The 13,762-nt window shown below is 69.9% G+C and carries 16 protein-coding genes; 5 read left to right on the top strand and 11 right to left on the bottom strand.

What is annotated here, in order from left to right:
- Positions 1–41 precede the first annotated feature (41 nt).
- Together QM772_RS11135 and fghA are read left to right on the top strand one after the other, a co-directional pair.
- Positions 42–1,154 carry an S-(hydroxymethyl)glutathione dehydrogenase/class III alcohol dehydrogenase gene (locus QM772_RS11135; RefSeq protein WP_415136419.1) on the top strand — a complete coding sequence of 371 codons (1,113 nt, stop codon included), beginning with the start codon at positions 42–44 and terminating at the stop codon, positions 1,152–1,154.
- A 73-nt stretch (positions 1,155–1,227) separates the two neighbouring features.
- Complete coding sequence (gene fghA / locus QM772_RS11130) at positions 1,228–2,073, top strand: S-formylglutathione hydrolase (RefSeq protein ID WP_415136417.1); 846 nt, start codon at positions 1,228–1,230, stop codon at positions 2,071–2,073.
- 182 nt (positions 2,074–2,255) lie between these two features.
- Here fghA and QM772_RS11125 read toward each other — a convergent pair whose 3' ends face one another.
- Entirely contained in the window at positions 2,256–3,107 is an 852-nt protein-coding gene (locus QM772_RS11125) for a fumarylacetoacetate hydrolase family protein (RefSeq protein ID WP_415136415.1), read from the bottom strand.
- 151 nt (positions 3,108–3,258) lie between these two features.
- On the bottom strand, positions 3,259–3,846 hold the full coding sequence (locus QM772_RS11120; RefSeq protein WP_415136413.1) for a hypothetical protein: 588 nt from the start codon (positions 3,844–3,846) through the stop codon (positions 3,259–3,261).
- Positions 3,847–4,028: 182 nt separating this feature from the next.
- On the opposite strand from QM772_RS11120, the gene QM772_RS11115 reads away from it, so the two are divergent.
- Entirely contained in the window at positions 4,029–4,940 is a 912-nt protein-coding gene (locus QM772_RS11115) for a hemin-degrading factor (RefSeq protein WP_415136411.1), read from the top strand.
- Between the two features lie 34 nt (positions 4,941–4,974).
- Here QM772_RS11115 and QM772_RS11110 read toward each other — a convergent pair whose 3' ends face one another.
- A complete protein-coding gene (locus QM772_RS11110; protein ID WP_415136409.1) occupies positions 4,975–5,136 on the bottom strand; it encodes a hypothetical protein in 162 nt (53 codons plus the stop codon).
- 222 nt (positions 5,137–5,358) lie between these two features.
- Entirely contained in the window at positions 5,359–6,486 is a 1,128-nt protein-coding gene (locus QM772_RS11105; protein ID WP_415136407.1) for an alkene reductase, read from the bottom strand.
- 68 nt (positions 6,487–6,554) lie between these two features.
- Between QM772_RS11105 and QM772_RS11100 the strand changes: the two genes are divergently transcribed.
- Entirely contained in the window at positions 6,555–7,772 is a 1,218-nt protein-coding gene (locus tag QM772_RS11100; RefSeq protein ID WP_415136405.1) for a YbfB/YjiJ family MFS transporter, read from the top strand.
- A gap of 48 nt (positions 7,773–7,820) precedes the next feature.
- Here QM772_RS11100 and QM772_RS11095 read toward each other — a convergent pair whose 3' ends face one another.
- From QM772_RS11095 to QM772_RS11075, 5 genes are all read right to left on the bottom strand, one after another.
- The gene (locus tag QM772_RS11095; RefSeq protein ID WP_415136403.1) at positions 7,821–9,338 is read right to left on the bottom strand and encodes a carotenoid oxygenase family protein; all 1,518 of its coding nucleotides are present in this window, start codon (positions 9,336–9,338) and stop codon (positions 7,821–7,823) included.
- A gap of 5 nt (positions 9,339–9,343) precedes the next feature.
- Positions 9,344–9,760: a DUF2141 domain-containing protein gene (locus QM772_RS11090; RefSeq protein ID WP_415136401.1), complete on the bottom strand. Its 417-nt coding sequence runs from the start codon at positions 9,758–9,760 to the stop codon at positions 9,344–9,346.
- A gap of 25 nt (positions 9,761–9,785) precedes the next feature.
- Positions 9,786–10,187 (bottom strand): hypothetical protein, encoded by a 402-nt coding sequence (locus tag QM772_RS11085; protein ID WP_415136399.1) that lies wholly within the window; start codon positions 10,185–10,187, stop codon positions 9,786–9,788.
- Positions 10,188–10,207: 20 nt separating this feature from the next.
- Complete coding sequence (locus QM772_RS11080; RefSeq protein ID WP_415136397.1) at positions 10,208–10,747, bottom strand: hypothetical protein; 540 nt, start codon at positions 10,745–10,747, stop codon at positions 10,208–10,210.
- A 112-nt stretch (positions 10,748–10,859) separates the two neighbouring features.
- Entirely contained in the window at positions 10,860–11,558 is a 699-nt protein-coding gene (locus QM772_RS11075) for a class I SAM-dependent methyltransferase (protein WP_415136395.1), read from the bottom strand.
- Positions 11,559–11,655: 97 nt separating this feature from the next.
- On the opposite strand from QM772_RS11075, the gene QM772_RS11070 reads away from it, so the two are divergent.
- Positions 11,656–12,537 carry a LysR family transcriptional regulator gene (locus QM772_RS11070; protein WP_415136393.1) on the top strand — a complete coding sequence of 294 codons (882 nt, stop codon included), beginning with the start codon at positions 11,656–11,658 and terminating at the stop codon, positions 12,535–12,537.
- A gap of 58 nt (positions 12,538–12,595) precedes the next feature.
- Here QM772_RS11070 and gstA read toward each other — a convergent pair whose 3' ends face one another.
- Both gstA and QM772_RS11060 read right to left on the bottom strand, forming a co-directional pair.
- Positions 12,596–13,201 carry a glutathione transferase GstA gene (gstA, locus tag QM772_RS11065; RefSeq protein WP_415136391.1) on the bottom strand — a complete coding sequence of 202 codons (606 nt, stop codon included), beginning with the start codon at positions 13,199–13,201 and terminating at the stop codon, positions 12,596–12,598.
- Between the two features lie 108 nt (positions 13,202–13,309).
- The gene (locus QM772_RS11060; RefSeq protein WP_415136389.1) at positions 13,310–13,606 is read right to left on the bottom strand and encodes a YkgJ family cysteine cluster protein; all 297 of its coding nucleotides are present in this window, start codon (positions 13,604–13,606) and stop codon (positions 13,310–13,312) included.
- Between the last annotated feature and the right edge of the window lie 156 nt (positions 13,607–13,762).

Genomic DNA, 13,762 nt, shown 5'->3' with positions numbered 1-13,762 from the left:
ACGCTCGCGGGTTTCGAGCCAGGAACCAGGAGAAACCGCCGATGAAATCCCGCGCCGCCGTCGCCTTCAAGGCCGGAGAACCCCTGCAGATCGTCGAGATCGACGTCGCCCCGCCGCAAAAGGGCGAGGTGCTGGTCAAGATCACCCACACCGGCGTGTGCCACACCGACGCCTTCACGCTGAGCGGCGACGACCCGGAGGGCGTGTTCCCCGCCGTGCTCGGCCACGAGGGCGCGGGCATCGTGGTGGAAGTGGGCGAAGGCGTGACCAGCGTGAAGCCCGGCGACCACGTCATCCCCCTCTACACCGCCGAATGCGGCCAGTGCCTGTTCTGCCAAAGCGGCAAGACCAACCTGTGCGTGGCCGTGCGCGCCACGCAGGGCAAGGGCGTGATGCCCGACGGCACCACGCGCTTCAGCTACAACGGCAAGCCCATCTACCACTACATGGGCTGCTCCACGTTCAGCGAATACACGGTGGTGGCCGAGGTGTCGCTGGCCAAGGTGAACCCCGACGCCAACCCCGAGCAGGTCTGCCTGCTGGGATGCGGCGTGACCACGGGCCTGGGCGCGGTGAAGAACACCGCCAAGGTGCAGCCCGGCGACACCGTGGCCGTGTTCGGCCTGGGCGGCATCGGCCTCGCGGTGATCCAGGGCGCGCAGATCGCCCGGGCCGGGCGCATCATCGCCATCGACACGAACCCGGGCAAGTTCGACCTCGCGCGCACCTTCGGCGCGACCGACTGCGTGAACCCCAAGGACTACGACAAGCCCATCCAGCAGGTGATCGTGGAGATGACGGGCTGGGGCGTGGACCACAGCTTCGAGTGCATCGGCAACGTGGGCGTGATGCGCGCCGCGCTCGAATGCGCGCACCGCGGCTGGGGCCAGAGCGTGGTCATCGGCGTGGCCGGCGCGGGGCAGGAGATCAGCACGCGCCCGTTCCAGCTGGTGACGGGCCGCAAGTGGCTGGGCACGGCCTTCGGCGGCGTGAAGGGCCGCAGCGAGCTGCCCGGCATGGTGGAAGACGCGATGGCCGGCCGCATCCGGCTCGCGCCCTTCGTCACGCACACCATGCCGCTCAAGGGCATCAACGAGGCGTTCGATCTGATGCACTCGGGCCAATCGATCCGCAGCGTGGTGCACTACGCCTGATTTTTAAGCCAAATCGGCCTCCAGCGCCCGCCAGACGGGCGCAGGCAGCTATATAATCAGGAGCTAAAACACCATGGAACGCATCGAACAGCACGCCAGCTTCGGCGGCCGGCAGGAAGTCTGGCAGCACGCCAGCGCCACGCTCGGCTGCACGATGAAGTTCGGCATCTACCTGCCCGAAGCGGCGCTGCGGGGCGAGCGGTGTCCGGTGCTGTACTGGCTGTCGGGCCTGACCTGCACCGAGCAGAACTTCATCACCAAGGCCGGCGCGCAGCAGCACGCGGCGCGGCACGGCCTGATCGTGGTGGCGCCCGACACCAGCCCGCGCGATCCCACCGGCAGTTTGGGCGTGGCGGACGACGCGGCCTACGACATGGGCCAGGGCGCCGGCTTCTACCTGAACGCCACGCAGCCGCCCTGGGCCGCGCACTACCGCATGCAGGACTACGTGGCCGAGGAGCTGCCGGCGCTGGTCGAGCGGCACTTCGCGGCCAGCGGCGCGCGCGGCATCTTCGGCCACTCGATGGGCGGCCACGGCGCGCTGGTGACGGCGCTGCGCCACCCGGGGCGCTACAGGAGCGTCAGCGCCTTCGCGCCCATCGCCGCGCCCACGCAGGTGCCGTGGGGGCGGAAGGCGCTGGCGGCCTACCTGGGCGCCGACCCGGCCGCCTGGCGCGAGTGGGACGCGGTGGAACTGGTGAGGACGGCGACGGAGCGCCTGCCCCTGCTGGTGGACCAGGGCGAGGCGGACGAATTCCTGCCCCAGCTGCGCCCCGAGCTGCTCCAGGCCGCCTGCGCCGCCGCCGGCCAGCCGCTGACGCTGCGCCTGCACCCGGGCTACGACCACAGCTACTACTTCATCGCCAGCTTCATGGGCGAGCACGTGGCGCACCACGCGGCGGCGCTGCGGGCGGGTTGACGCGGACCACTGCGCACGCTCCGCCGTGCCCGCCTGCAACGCACGAAACACCACGAGCCGAAAGGCCGCGGAGCAGGCCATGCCAGTGAACGCCATGCCCGGACCTGTGCCGGGCATCGGCGTTGTCCCCCCTCCCGCAGGAGAGGGGGGATGGCGCCGTAGGCGACTCAGGGGGGTGCGTTCTATTCCCGCGACCAGGCGCGCAGCGCTTGCTGTTGCTCACCCAGCCCGTCGATGCCCAGCCGCATCACGTCGCCCGCCTTCAGGAAGACCGGGGGCTTGCGCCCCATACCGACGCCCGGCGGCGTGCCGGTGGCGATGACGTCGCCGGGCAGCAGCGACATGAATTCGCTGACGTAGCTGACCAGCCTGCGCACGCCGAAGATCATCGTGCGCGTGTGGCCGTTCTGGCAGCGGTGGCCGTTCACCTCCAGCCACAGCGCCAGGTCCTGCGGGTCGGGCACCTCGTCGCGGGTGACCAGCCAGGGGCCGATGGGCGCGAAGGTGTCGCAGCCCTTGCCCTTGTCCCAGGTGCCGCCGCGCGCCAGCTGGTACGTGCGCTCGGACACGTCGTTGACCACGGTGTAGCCGGCCACGTGGTCCAGCGCCTCGGCCTCGCTCACGTACGAGGCCTTGCGGCCGATGACCACGCCCAGCTCCACCTCCCAGTCGGTCGCGGCGGAGCCGCGCGGGATCACCACGTCGTCGTCCGGCCCGACGATGCAGGAGCTGGGTTTCAGGAAGATGATCGGCTCCTCCGGGATCGGCGCGTTCGCCTCGGCGGCGTGGTCGGCGTAGTTCAGGCCGATGCACACGACCTTGCCGATGCGCGCCACCGGCGGGCCGAGCCGCGCCGGGCTGACGACCAGGGGCAGGCCGGCCGGGTCGAGGGCGGCGAGCCGCCGCAGCGACGCGGGCGCGAGGGCCGCGCCGTCGATGTCGGCCACGTGGGCGGACAAATCGCGCAGCTGGCCCTGGGCGTCCACGAGGGCGGGTTTTTCCTGGCCGGGCGGGCCGTGGCGTGCCAATTTCATGTGTGTCTCCTGAAGCCGGTTCGACCAGCCGCCATCGGTCGCGTGGAGAGTGCCGCTGGCGGCAGTTTCTGATCAAAACACGCCCTAGGCCGCATGTGGCAAGCGCCGGCAGCTATTAAAAATAAAGCATGCGGCGGGGCCGGCCACCCCGTCAATCGAGCCGCACGCGGTTCAGCGTCATCGGCTCGCCCTCGATCTCGGCCACGCGGCCCCGGTCGTCGAACCTGACCTGGAACTCCTCGAAGCTGCCGAGCCAGAAGCGCCACAGCCTGGCGTCCGGGTGGGGGTTCTCGCTGGTGACGGGCCAGCCGACCGACATGGCGACCTGCTCGCGCGTCATGCCCTTGACCAGCCGCTGCGACTCGATCGCGCGGCGGACCTGGGCCGGCGCGGCGGCCAGGGCGCGCCGGGGGTCTTCGGGCACCACGTAGCGCCTGGCGAAGGTCTCCAGGTCGAGCTCGCGGCTGTAGTCGTTGCCCAGCGCCTGCTGCTGCCCGTCGATGGTGACGAGCACGCGCTGGCGGCCGTAGCCGATGACGGTCACCGGCGTGCCGGCGGGGATCACCCGCTTGCCGCTCTCGACGTAGTTGATGTCGCTGATCCAGCGGCCGTCGGTGCGCATGTTGCAGCACAGGTAGCCGCTGAAGGTGGGCTGCGCCTGCGCGGTGGCGGCGCAGGCCAGCGCGAGCGAGGCCAGCCGCGGCAGCGCGCGGGCGAGAAGAGAGGGGCGTGGGTGCATGGGGCGTGGCGAGGGCAGTGGTTGAGCCCTGCCGATTGTGGCCGATGCACGGGCGGCCGGGCGCGCACATAAAATGAAAACCATTTGCATTTGTTGGGGGGCGTTCCGCATGACCGACCCGAGCCTCGAGCAGATCCGCCAGCGTTTCGCCGAGCAGCGCCGGCAGGGCCGCCGCGCGCGCGATGCGGCGCGACTGGGTGGGCCTGCTGCGGGCGCTGGAGCCCTGCGGCCCGCTGCTGGCGCTGACGCGCAACGAGACCACGGTGCACGAGAAGACCGGCGTCTACCGCAACGTGTCGGGCCACAACCAGCGCATCGGGCTGGCGCTGGGCGAGGACATCGACCTGCGCCTGTTCTTCAGCCGCTGGCACGCCGCCTTCGCCGTGACCGAGCTGGCGGCCAACCCCGGCAACCGCGCCGAGCCCAGCCTGCAGTTCTTCGACGCGCACGGCCTGGCCCTGCACAAGATCTACGTGCGCGAAGCCACCGACCTGGCGGCCTGGCACGCGGTGCTGGAGCGCTTCGAGGACCGCTCGGGCGCGCCGGCGGCCTTCACGCCCGCGCCGCCGCCGGCGCCGGTCCGCGACGACGGCGCGGTGGACCGGGACGCGCTGCTGCGCGATTGGGCGGCGCTGGAGGACACGCACGACTTCTTCGGCCTGCTCAAGCTGCACGAGGTCGAGCGCCAGCAGGCGCTGCGCCTGGCCGACGGCCGCTTCACCTGCGAGCTGGCGCCCGAGGCGGTGCGCGCGCTGCTGCTGGCGGCGGCGCTGGAGGGCACGCCGATCATGTGCTTCGTCGGCAGCGGGGGCTGCACGCAGATCCACACCGGGCCGGTGCGCCGCATCGAGCCGATGGACATCCGCGGCACGCGGTGGCTGAACGTGCTCGACCCCGGCTTCAACCTGCACCTGCGCGAGGACGCCATCGACCGCGTGTGGGTGGTGGAGAAGCCCACCACCGAGGGCCTGGTCACCTCCGTCGAGGCGTTCGACCGCCAGGGCGAGGTGATGGCGATGTTCTTCGGCGCGCGCAAGCCCGGCATCCCCGAGCTGGAGAGCTGGCGCGCGCTGGTGCGCGCGCTGCCGGCCTGAGCCCGCGCCCGCCCGCGCTTGGCGGCCTGACGGCTCAGCGCCGCGTGGCCGTGGCAGGGATGGCGCCGCCCGAGGGCGCGACGGCGGCCGGGGCGCGCTCGGCCGGCGTGGGTGCGGCGGGCTTCACCGCGGCGTAGAACACGCCGACGACGAGCAGGCAGGACAGAACGAAAAACAGGACGCGCGGCATATTCATCGGTTGGACTCCCCTCGCCTTCTTGCGGGGCGGGTTGTATTGGACCGCACCAGAGCGCTGCACGCCATAGGCCGTTGGGCCTAAGAAGTTCGTTTTAAAAACGGACCTCGAAGAGGTCCTCGCGCGACCGCGACGCGTGTCGCTTCCGGGAGGACGGGAGGATGATGAAAAATGCTCCCAGCGCCCGCCCGGAAAGCGCCGGCAGCTATTAAAAATGAAGTGTCAGGCCGGCAGCGCCGGGTAGTCGGTATAGCCGCGCGCGCCGCCGCCGTACATGGTGGCCTTGTCCAGCCCCTGGTAGGGGCCGCCGCGGCGGATGCGCTCGGCGAGGTCGGGCATGCTGATGAACGCCTTGCCGAAGGCCACCAGGTCGGCGCGGCCGCTGGCCACCGCCTCCTCGGCCAGCGCCGGGTCATAGCCGTTGTTGACCATCCAGGCGCCGCGCCCGCCGGCCTGGCGGTAGGCGGCCTTCAGGGCGGCGTAGTCGAACGGGCGGCCGTCCACCACGCGCGGGCCGCCGGTGGCGCCTTCGATGACGTGCACGTAGGCCAGGCCCAGGGGGCCAAGCTGGCGGACGAGGTAATCGAACAGGGGCTGCGGGTCGGCGTCCACGATGTCGTTGGCCGGCGTGACGGGCGACAGGCGGATGCACACGCGGTCGTGGCCCACGGCGTCGGCCACGGCGCGGGTGACTTCCAGCATCAGCCGCGCGCGGTTCTCGATGGGGCCGCCGTAGTCGTCCTGGCGCTGGTTGGCGCCGGTCTTGAGGAACTGGTCCAGCAGGTAGCCGTTGGCGCCGTGGATTTCCACACCGTCGAAGCCGGCCGACTGCACGGCGTTGCGCGCGGCGGCGGCGAAGTCGTGCACGATGGCGGGGATCTCGTGGCGGTGCAGCGCGCGCGGCTCGCTGGTGGGGGCGAAGCCGCCCTGGCCCTCGTTGTCGATCAGGTAGGTCTTGGTGTTGGCGCGGAGGGCCGAGGGCGCCACCGGGTCGGCGTGGTCGGGCTGCAGCAGGTGGTGCGATACGCGGCCCACGTGCCACAGCTGGCAGACGATGGTGCCGCCCACGGCGTGCACGGCCTGGGTGACGCGCTTCCAGCCGTCGAGCTGCTCGGTGCCGTAGAGGCCCGGCACGTCGGCGTAGCCCTGGCCCTGCGGGCTGATGGCGGTGGCCTCGCTGACGATCAGGCCGGCGCCGCGCCGCGGGTCGGCGCGCTGGGCGTAGTACTCGGCCATCAGCGGCGTGGGGATGGCGCCGGGCGCGCGGTTGCGCGTGAGCGGCGCCATGACGATGCGGCTCGCTAAGTCCAGCGCGCCGGCGCGCAGGGGGGAGAACAGGGTCGGGCTCATGGAGGCGGCTCCTTCGCGGAAAGTCTTCGCCGCATTGTGCGCCGCTGCGCCTCGGCACAATGCGGTGCATGCATTCGCCTCCCAAGTCGCTCGGGTCATTGCTGGGGCTGGCGCTGGCCCTGTCGGTGGGCGCGGCGCTGTCGCTGGGCATCACGCGCTTCGCCTACGGGCTGCTGCTGCCGGTGATGCGCGGGGACCTGGGCTGGAGCTACACGCTGGCCGGCGCCATGAACACCGTCAACGCCGCCGGCTACCTGCTGGGCGCGCTGGCCACGCCGGCGCTGATGCGGCGCTGGGGCGCGGCGCGCCTGCTGCTGGGCGGGGCGCTGCTGGCGAGCGTGTTCATGGCGGCGTCGGGCTTCTTCACCGCCGCCGCGCCGCTGCTCGCGCAGCGCCTGCTGGCGGGGGTGGCGAGCGCCTTCGTCTTCATCGCCGGCGGGCTGCTGGCGGCGCGGCTGGGGGCGCGGGCGCCGACGCACGGCGGGTTGCTGCTGGGGCTGTACTACGGGGGCACGGGCTGGGGCATCACCGCCTCGGCGCTGGGCGTGCCGGCGCTGCTGCACGCCGCAGAGGGCGCGCCGCACGCGTGGGCCTGGGCCTGGTGGGGGCTGGCGCTGGCCTGCGTGCTGGGCACGGCGGCGCTCTGGTGGCCGGCCAGGGTGCTGCAAAAAGATGAGCTGCCGGCGCCCGCCAGTAAAGCGCTTGAGGCCGATTCGGCGCATAAAAGCAAACGCACGCCGCTGCGGGCGATGGGGGCGGCGCTGGCGGGTTATGCGCTGTTCGGCGTGGGCTACATCGGCTACATGACGTTCGTGATCGCGCTGCTGCGCGAGCGGGGCGTGGGCGCCGGGGCCATCACCACGTTCTACGCGCTGCTGGGGCTGGCGGTGGTGGCGTCGGCGCGCATCTGGGCCGGGCTGCTGGACCGCGCGCGGGGCGGCGGGGCGCTGGCGCTGCTGAACGCGCTGCTGGGCGTGGCGACCATCCTGCCGGCGCTGACGGGCGCCTGGCCGGTGGTGCTGGCCTCGGGGCTGCTGTTCGGGGCGGTGTTCCTGTCGGTGGTGGCCTCGACCACCGCCTTCGTGCGCCACAACCTGCCGGCGCACGAGTGGGCGGCGGGCATCAGCGCCTTCACCATCATCTTCGCGGCGGGGCAGATCGTCGGCCCCACGGTGGTCGGCTGGATCGCCGACGGCCCGGGCGGGCTGGCGCGCGGGCTGGTGGTGTCGGCGGCGGCGCTGTGGCTGGGCGCGCTGCTGGCGTGGCGGCAGAAGCCGCTCGGGTGAGTTGGCCGCGCGTCGCGCGGACGAAGGTGCCGCCGGCGTGCGGGCCGGTCATCCCTGTGCCGGGACGAACATGCCGTGCAGCCCCAGCGGAAGTGCATACGGCAGCGTCGCCTGTGCAACGGGGCCGTCGGCCAACGCGTCGGCGGCAAAGCACGACAGCACGGTCTTGTTCTGCGCGTGGTCGAGGATGGTGCCGATCACCCAGCCCGTATCGCGCCCGCCGGGCACCCACACATGCTCCTCCACGATCACATGCGGGCCGTAGCTGAAGCCCTGCGTAGCCCCGGTTTCGACGTTGGTGCATGCAACGCCGTTCCACATGGGCAGACCGCCGTGGGTCTTTGTGGCATGAATGACCTGGCGATGCCGCAACCCCGTTCGGCGGGGATCGATGCGCGGAAACTCCGCCTCGATCCCCAGGTCCACCTGGCTTGCCTTGCCGGAGCGCAAGTGCAGGTTCACGACGGTCAGGCTGGGGCCCGCTCTGCCCGAGAGTTGGGCGCGCATCACTTCGCGCGTATCTTCGAGAACGCTCGACGCATCGCAGGCGCGTGCATAGTCCAGATGAATCACCGCGCCGCTGGTGGTTTCCTGCTCCCAGGCGTTGCCGAGATGGAACAGGAAACCGGGCGGCAGATGGAACATCTGCTGGCGCCTGCAATCCTTCTTGTCGAGCACCAGCGCGCGCATGCCCAGCTCGGGACGCCACACGTAGGCGTCCAGCATGCTCGCCCCCGCCGATCTGCGCCGCCCGTCGTACACGAGGGGCGGCAGCAGGAACACCAGATGCCCGGCCGTGACGGCGAAGTCATGGACCATCGGCATGTCGCTGATGGAAAGCGCTTCGGCACGCCGGAGAACGCCGCCCGGCCCGATCTCGTAGAGCAGCAGCATGCCGCGATGGGCATCGACGCCAAAATTCCAGATCGTTCCGTCGGCCTCAACCCGGGGATGGGCCGAAAACGGAGCCCCCGCAAGGTCTGCACGCCAGGTCTTGAGTCCCCGTGTTTCCAGCGTGAGCGGGTCCAGGCGGGTTGCCGACCCGCCTTCCCACAGCGCGAGCAGATCGCCTCCGACGGACAGCAGGCTGGTGTTGGCGGCGTTCATGCTGTCGGGTGAGCCGGGCTCCGGCCTGCCTTTGAATACCGTGCCGAAACCCTGCGTCAACCGCCGACCGGCCTTGACCTCGGCCACCCGCTTGGCGGTCGCCACGTAGCGGCCCTGGTGGTGAACCGCAGCACCTGCGATCACGAAGCGGTGCGCCATGCCGTCGCCATCGAACCAGTGGTGGTACCGTTCCCCGCCCAGGTCATGACCCGCTGGCCCGATGCGGTACAGCGTGCCGGCGACGGCATCGGGGAAGCGCCCGCGCACGGATACCTCGGTCAACGGAAAGTCCGCGGCTGGGGTGGCAAACGCCGACTTCCAGGGCGCCGTGGATGCATCGAACCGAGACTGCCAGCTGGAAGCGTCTTCCGCTCGCCCGTCAGGCGGCACCAGCAACGAGCCGCCGCCGCTGGCGATCAGCCGCCACAGGAGATCCCGGCGCGTCACGGGGGTCTTCATTCCGATCAGCGCAGGCGGATGGTGATGCGCTTGTCGGCATCGAGTTCCACGGCTGCGGCGTCGAAGGTTGGCGGGCCCATTCGGCCGATGGCGTTGTTGGAGAACCCGTAGCGCTCCGTGGGCAGTCCCAGGATGTTGGTATCCAGCTTGGCATTGCCGTTCTCATCGGCGAACGACTTGATCGCATAGCGTCCAGCCGGCAGGTCGCGAATGAGCAGTTGCGCGGTTCCATCCCGCAGCTCGGCTTTTCGCGAGAGCAGCGCCTGGTTGTTGGCAAGCGCCTCCGCGGAATCGAAGAGCGCAAGGTAGTACATCGCTGGCGCGGCCGGACCTTCCAGCACCGTGACTTGCAGGTCGACCGCGCTGGCTGGCAGGGCAAGCAACGCGGCTGCGAGCGGCAGCAGGGCGTGCGTCAACTTCATGACGGTTTCCTTTGGACCGACAAACTCAGCAGCGCCCGGCCGACCGCAGCAAGGCATTGCATTCCTGGCCTGCATTGCGGCCACGCGGACCGGGGGTTGCGGCCCCTTGATTTCCGCGGTTGGTCTGGCTGCCGACCATGGCGGTGCAGACGGCATCGGAATGCGGTGTCTGTCCGAAGCTCATCGCCTTCTGGAAGCCCGTCGCGCCATAGAGGTAGCAGCGGTAGACGGCGCCGTCACGCGTACTGACGGTGTAGTTGATGCGGCCGCCGGTTTCCTCCTTGCGATCGGCAATGGAGAACTGGCCCACGGGTCGACCGATGGCCTGCGCCGTGCGCTGCTCCAGTCCTTCCTGGTCGAGGGTGGATGCGCATCCCGTGAGGAGTGCCAAAAGAGCTACGACGGGGGTGATGGATCGGAGATGCATAGGGGATGCCTTTGGAAAGCTCATCGGGTAAAGCAGTTGTCCAGAGGAATGGTGGCCACGCTGGAGGCCACCGCGGAAAGCGATGGCTGATTGGTGGGTATTTCGTCGCCGAGCAGGCACAGCGTATTGGCCTGCCGCAGGGTCCAGATGGCGCCGAAGCGGGTACCCGTCACGGTTCGGAACTCGCCCCAATGCGCAGCCAGCGTCTGGTTGGCTTCCGATCGCGCAAAGGTCACCGTTCCCAGCCTGGACGGGCCGGCCTGTTGGGGAGTCCCTGCGCATTCACCGCCATTGAAGGTCAACACCCCTTCGTAGTAGTCGAGCGCGGCCTGCCCTGTGATGCGCGCTCTGAGCGTCCTCTTGAACGACTGCGCACCCGCCCTGGTACAGCCCCTTTGCACCCAATCGCCTTCCAGCTCGGTGATGGACGGCGGCGGCACGCTGCCGCCATCGTCTGGGGGGTTGTCGTCATCCCCGCCTCCGCAAGCGCTCAAGGCCAGCAAACCTACAAGGACGGGGAGCAAAGCAACCGGGCGGGCGAGACGGTGGTGAGCAAGCATAGATGGACTCCTTTATGAACTGAAGCGAGAAAAAAGCTGCGCAGCAGCGAGCAGCCGAACCCGAGCCCCCACGGGCTTGGGCACAGCCATGGTTTTCTGAACAGAGGGGAAGTTAGGCCGGCTTGCGGGCCACGATGAAGACCCGTATGTCCTTGCCGCGGGTGCCGTGCCGCTCGACGGAGACGATCTGCATGCCCTGCCGGACGATGGCCGACCGGAGTTGTTCGGCATCGAAGCACAGCACGGACGGCGCCTTGCCGATGGCGCGCATCAGCGGCAGCGCGACGCGGGGAATGAGCGGATTCATCTCACTGATGCAAGGTGTCTTGGAGATCAGGAGGCCACCCGGCCGCAGGGCTTGCATCGCCAGCTTGAGCGCGTGGTCGAGGTCATCGACCAGGTGCAGCATATTGAGGGCCAGCACCACGTCGTAACGGCCCTGTCCGAACACCGGCACATCGGCGTCGGCCACCAGAAAGCTCAGCTGCGGCACGGGCTGGGCCGCCAGCTTCTCCCGGGCGATGGCAATCATCCCGGACGAGATGTCCGTGCCCAGCATGTGCCGCGTGAAAGGCGCCAGGCGCAAGGCGGTGCTGCCGGTGCCGCAGCCGATCTCCAGTACATCGTGCGCTTTGGACAGCAACGTCTGCACGCGCCGCAGGGTAGCTTCGTAGCCCGCCATGTCCGCAATCGGACCAGCGGCATATTTGCGTGCAATGCGGTCCCAGAAGCGTGCCTTGCGGCCCATTGACGCCACCGAGTCAGCGCTGGGCAGGGCGTTGTCGACCGGAGCAAGGGCTGGAGATGACATGGGCCAGAAAAGTCATGCGTTGAACGATGCATGGATGCTATCCATGCGTGATGCCACAGGAAACTGCGATTAACGCAGGGAACATATACATTTATGCATGAGCAATCTCGATTGGAACCAGCTGAAAGCGTTTCTGGAAACTGCCGAAACAGGTTCGCTGTCAGCGGCGGCCCGCAAGCTGGGCCTGACCCAGCCCACGTTGAGCCGCCAGGTGGCGGCGATCGAGCAGCGCATGGGCGTGACCCTGTTCGAGCGCGTGGGCAAAGCGATGGCCCTGACCCCTACCGGACTTGACCTGCTGGAACACGCCCGCGCCATGGGGGCGGCCGCCGAGGCCCTGGACCTGGCCGCCACGGGCCGCTCCGAGGCCGTGGGCGGTGTCGTGTCGGTCACGGCCACCGACATGGTGGCGGCGCACCTGCTCCCGCCCCTGGTGCGGCAACTGCGCGAACAGGAACCGGGGATCGTCGTCGAGGTGATTCCGTCCAATGCGCTGAGCAACCTGTTGCGGCGCGAGGCAGACATTGCCATCCGCCATGTCAAGCCGGAGCAGCCCGAGCTGATCGGCCGCCTGATCCGCGAGGCCCGGGCGAGCTTCTATGCATCCGAGGACTGGGTGAAGACCCACGGCCATCCGCGCGACGCAGAAGACGCGGTCCATCTGCCTTTCGTCGGCTCCGACCGTTCAGGCCAGTTCCTGTACTACCTGCGCCAGCACGGCCTGTCTCTGAGCGAAAGCAACTTCAGTTGCTATGCGGACCACAACACGGCCCACTGGGCCCTGGTGCGCCAGGGCATGGGCATAGGGACCATGATGGACGAGATCGCCCGCGCCACGCCGGGCATCGTCCGCGTGCTCGACAACGTGCCACCCGTGTGTTTCCCGATCTGGCTGGTTTCCCACCGCGAACTGCGTACCTCGCGGCGGATCCGGGTGGTATTCGAAGCGCTGGCGCAGGGGCTGAGCACGGACGGCTGAGTACGCTCAGGCTTTCGCGCATGCAGAGTTCATTCGCGCCTTCTGAAGGGGCGCCGGATCAGAGCAGCCCCTCGGCCTTCATCGCCGCCTGCACCGCCGGGCGGGCTGCCACGCGCTCGCGGTAGGCGGCGAGGTTCTTCAGGCCGGAGATGTCCAGGCCGGTAGGCTTGGCCCAGTTGGTGACGGTGAACAGGTAGCCGTCGGCGACGCTGAAGTCGTCGCCCATCAGGTATTGCCTGCCGGCCAGCTCGCCGTCGACCCAGGTCAGGCGGCCGAGGATGCGGTCCTTGGCGGCCTGCTTGGCGTCGTCGGACGTGCCGGGGGCGAACAGCGGGCTGAAGCTCTTGTGCACCTCGGTGCCGATGAAGTTGAGCCAGCTTTGCAGCTGGTAGCGCGCGAGGCTGCCGTTGGGCGGCGCGAGCTTTTTGTCCGGCGCCTGGTCGGCGATGTACTGCACGATGGCGGGGCCTTCGCGCAGGCCGGTGCCGTCGTCGAGCACCAGGTAGGGCACGTAGCCGAGCGGGTTGACCTTGCGGAAGTCGGAGCCGTCGGGCAGTACCTTGGTCTTGGTGGGGGCGGAGATGGCCTCGTACTGGAGGCCGGCTTCCTCCAGCGCGATGTGGGGCGAGAGGGAGCAGGCGCCGGGGGAGTAGTAGAGCTTCATGTCGGGTGTCTTTCGGTGGTCTGGGAGGGTGCCGCCGCCGGTCGTGTCAGGCGCCGCGCGGCGGGCTGAAGTTACCACCGGCGCCGCCGGTTTGCACGGCGCATGGCTTCACCGCGGGGCGGTGGCCTGCTCCAGCCGGGCGAGGTACAGGCGGGCGTGCGCGCCGCCGTCGCCGGGCGGGCCGCACATCTCGGCCGAGGGGCGCAGGCCGGCGCAGACGGCGGGGCGCTCGGGCCGGCCGAACAGGCGGCAGCGCAGGCGCTCGTCGAGCTGCACGCAGGGCACGCCGGCCGGCTTGCCGCGCGGCATGCCGGGGATGGGCGAGCTGATGGAGGGCGCGGTGCAGCAGGCGCCGCAGCCGGGGTGGCAGCGGGGCTCGATGGCGGGTGAAAGATTATGGGTCAAATTGGCCTCCAGCGCCCGCCCAGCAAGCGCTGGCAGCTCCTGAAACAGGAGCGCTCGGGCGGAATGCGGTGGGGCGGTGCGCCTGCCGTCCTACGCCGCGCCGCTGGGCCGGACGACAGCGCCGGCGCGCCGCCGGCCGCACCATCGGGGCTCCAA

Origin of the sequence: Ottowia sp., assembly GCF_047601385.1 — a bacterium.
Taxonomy (GTDB): domain Bacteria; phylum Pseudomonadota; class Gammaproteobacteria; order Burkholderiales; family Burkholderiaceae_C; genus Ottowia.
This window is presented reverse-complemented; position numbering and strand designations above follow the sequence as displayed.

Bases quoted from the DNA above. Each gene is read 5' to 3' on its own strand.
- QM772_RS11070 (WP_415136393.1), top strand. From the start codon at position 11,656: ATGAGCAATCTCGATTGGAACCAGCTGAAAGCGTTTCTGGAAACTGCC.
- QM772_RS11110 (WP_415136409.1), bottom strand. From the start codon at position 5,136: ATGAATATGCCGCGCGTCCTGTTTTTCGTTCTGTCCTGCCTGCTCGTC.
- gstA (WP_415136391.1), bottom strand. From the start codon at position 13,201: ATGAAGCTCTACTACTCCCCCGGCGCCTGCTCCCTCTCGCCCCACATC.
- QM772_RS11085 (WP_415136399.1), bottom strand. From the start codon at position 10,187: ATGCATCTCCGATCCATCACCCCCGTCGTAGCTCTTTTGGCACTCCTC.
- QM772_RS11075 (WP_415136395.1), bottom strand. From the start codon at position 11,558: ATGTCATCTCCAGCCCTTGCTCCGGTCGACAACGCCCTGCCCAGCGCT.
- QM772_RS11135 (WP_415136419.1), top strand. From the start codon at position 42: ATGAAATCCCGCGCCGCCGTCGCCTTCAAGGCCGGAGAACCCCTGCAG.
- QM772_RS11095 (WP_415136403.1), bottom strand. From the start codon at position 9,338: ATGAAGACCCCCGTGACGCGCCGGGATCTCCTGTGGCGGCTGATCGCC.
- QM772_RS11115 (WP_415136411.1), top strand. From the start codon at position 4,029: ATGCGGCGCGACTGGGTGGGCCTGCTGCGGGCGCTGGAGCCCTGCGGC.
- fghA (WP_415136417.1), top strand. From the start codon at position 1,228: ATGGAACGCATCGAACAGCACGCCAGCTTCGGCGGCCGGCAGGAAGTC.
- QM772_RS11120 (WP_415136413.1), bottom strand. From the start codon at position 3,846: ATGCACCCACGCCCCTCTCTTCTCGCCCGCGCGCTGCCGCGGCTGGCC.
- QM772_RS11080 (WP_415136397.1), bottom strand. From the start codon at position 10,747: ATGCTTGCTCACCACCGTCTCGCCCGCCCGGTTGCTTTGCTCCCCGTC.
- QM772_RS11105 (WP_415136407.1), bottom strand. From the start codon at position 6,486: ATGAGCCCGACCCTGTTCTCCCCCCTGCGCGCCGGCGCGCTGGACTTA.
- QM772_RS11125 (WP_415136415.1), bottom strand. From the start codon at position 3,107: ATGAAATTGGCACGCCACGGCCCGCCCGGCCAGGAAAAACCCGCCCTC.
- QM772_RS11090 (WP_415136401.1), bottom strand. From the start codon at position 9,760: ATGAAGTTGACGCACGCCCTGCTGCCGCTCGCAGCCGCGTTGCTTGCC.
- QM772_RS11100 (WP_415136405.1), top strand. From the start codon at position 6,555: ATGCATTCGCCTCCCAAGTCGCTCGGGTCATTGCTGGGGCTGGCGCTG.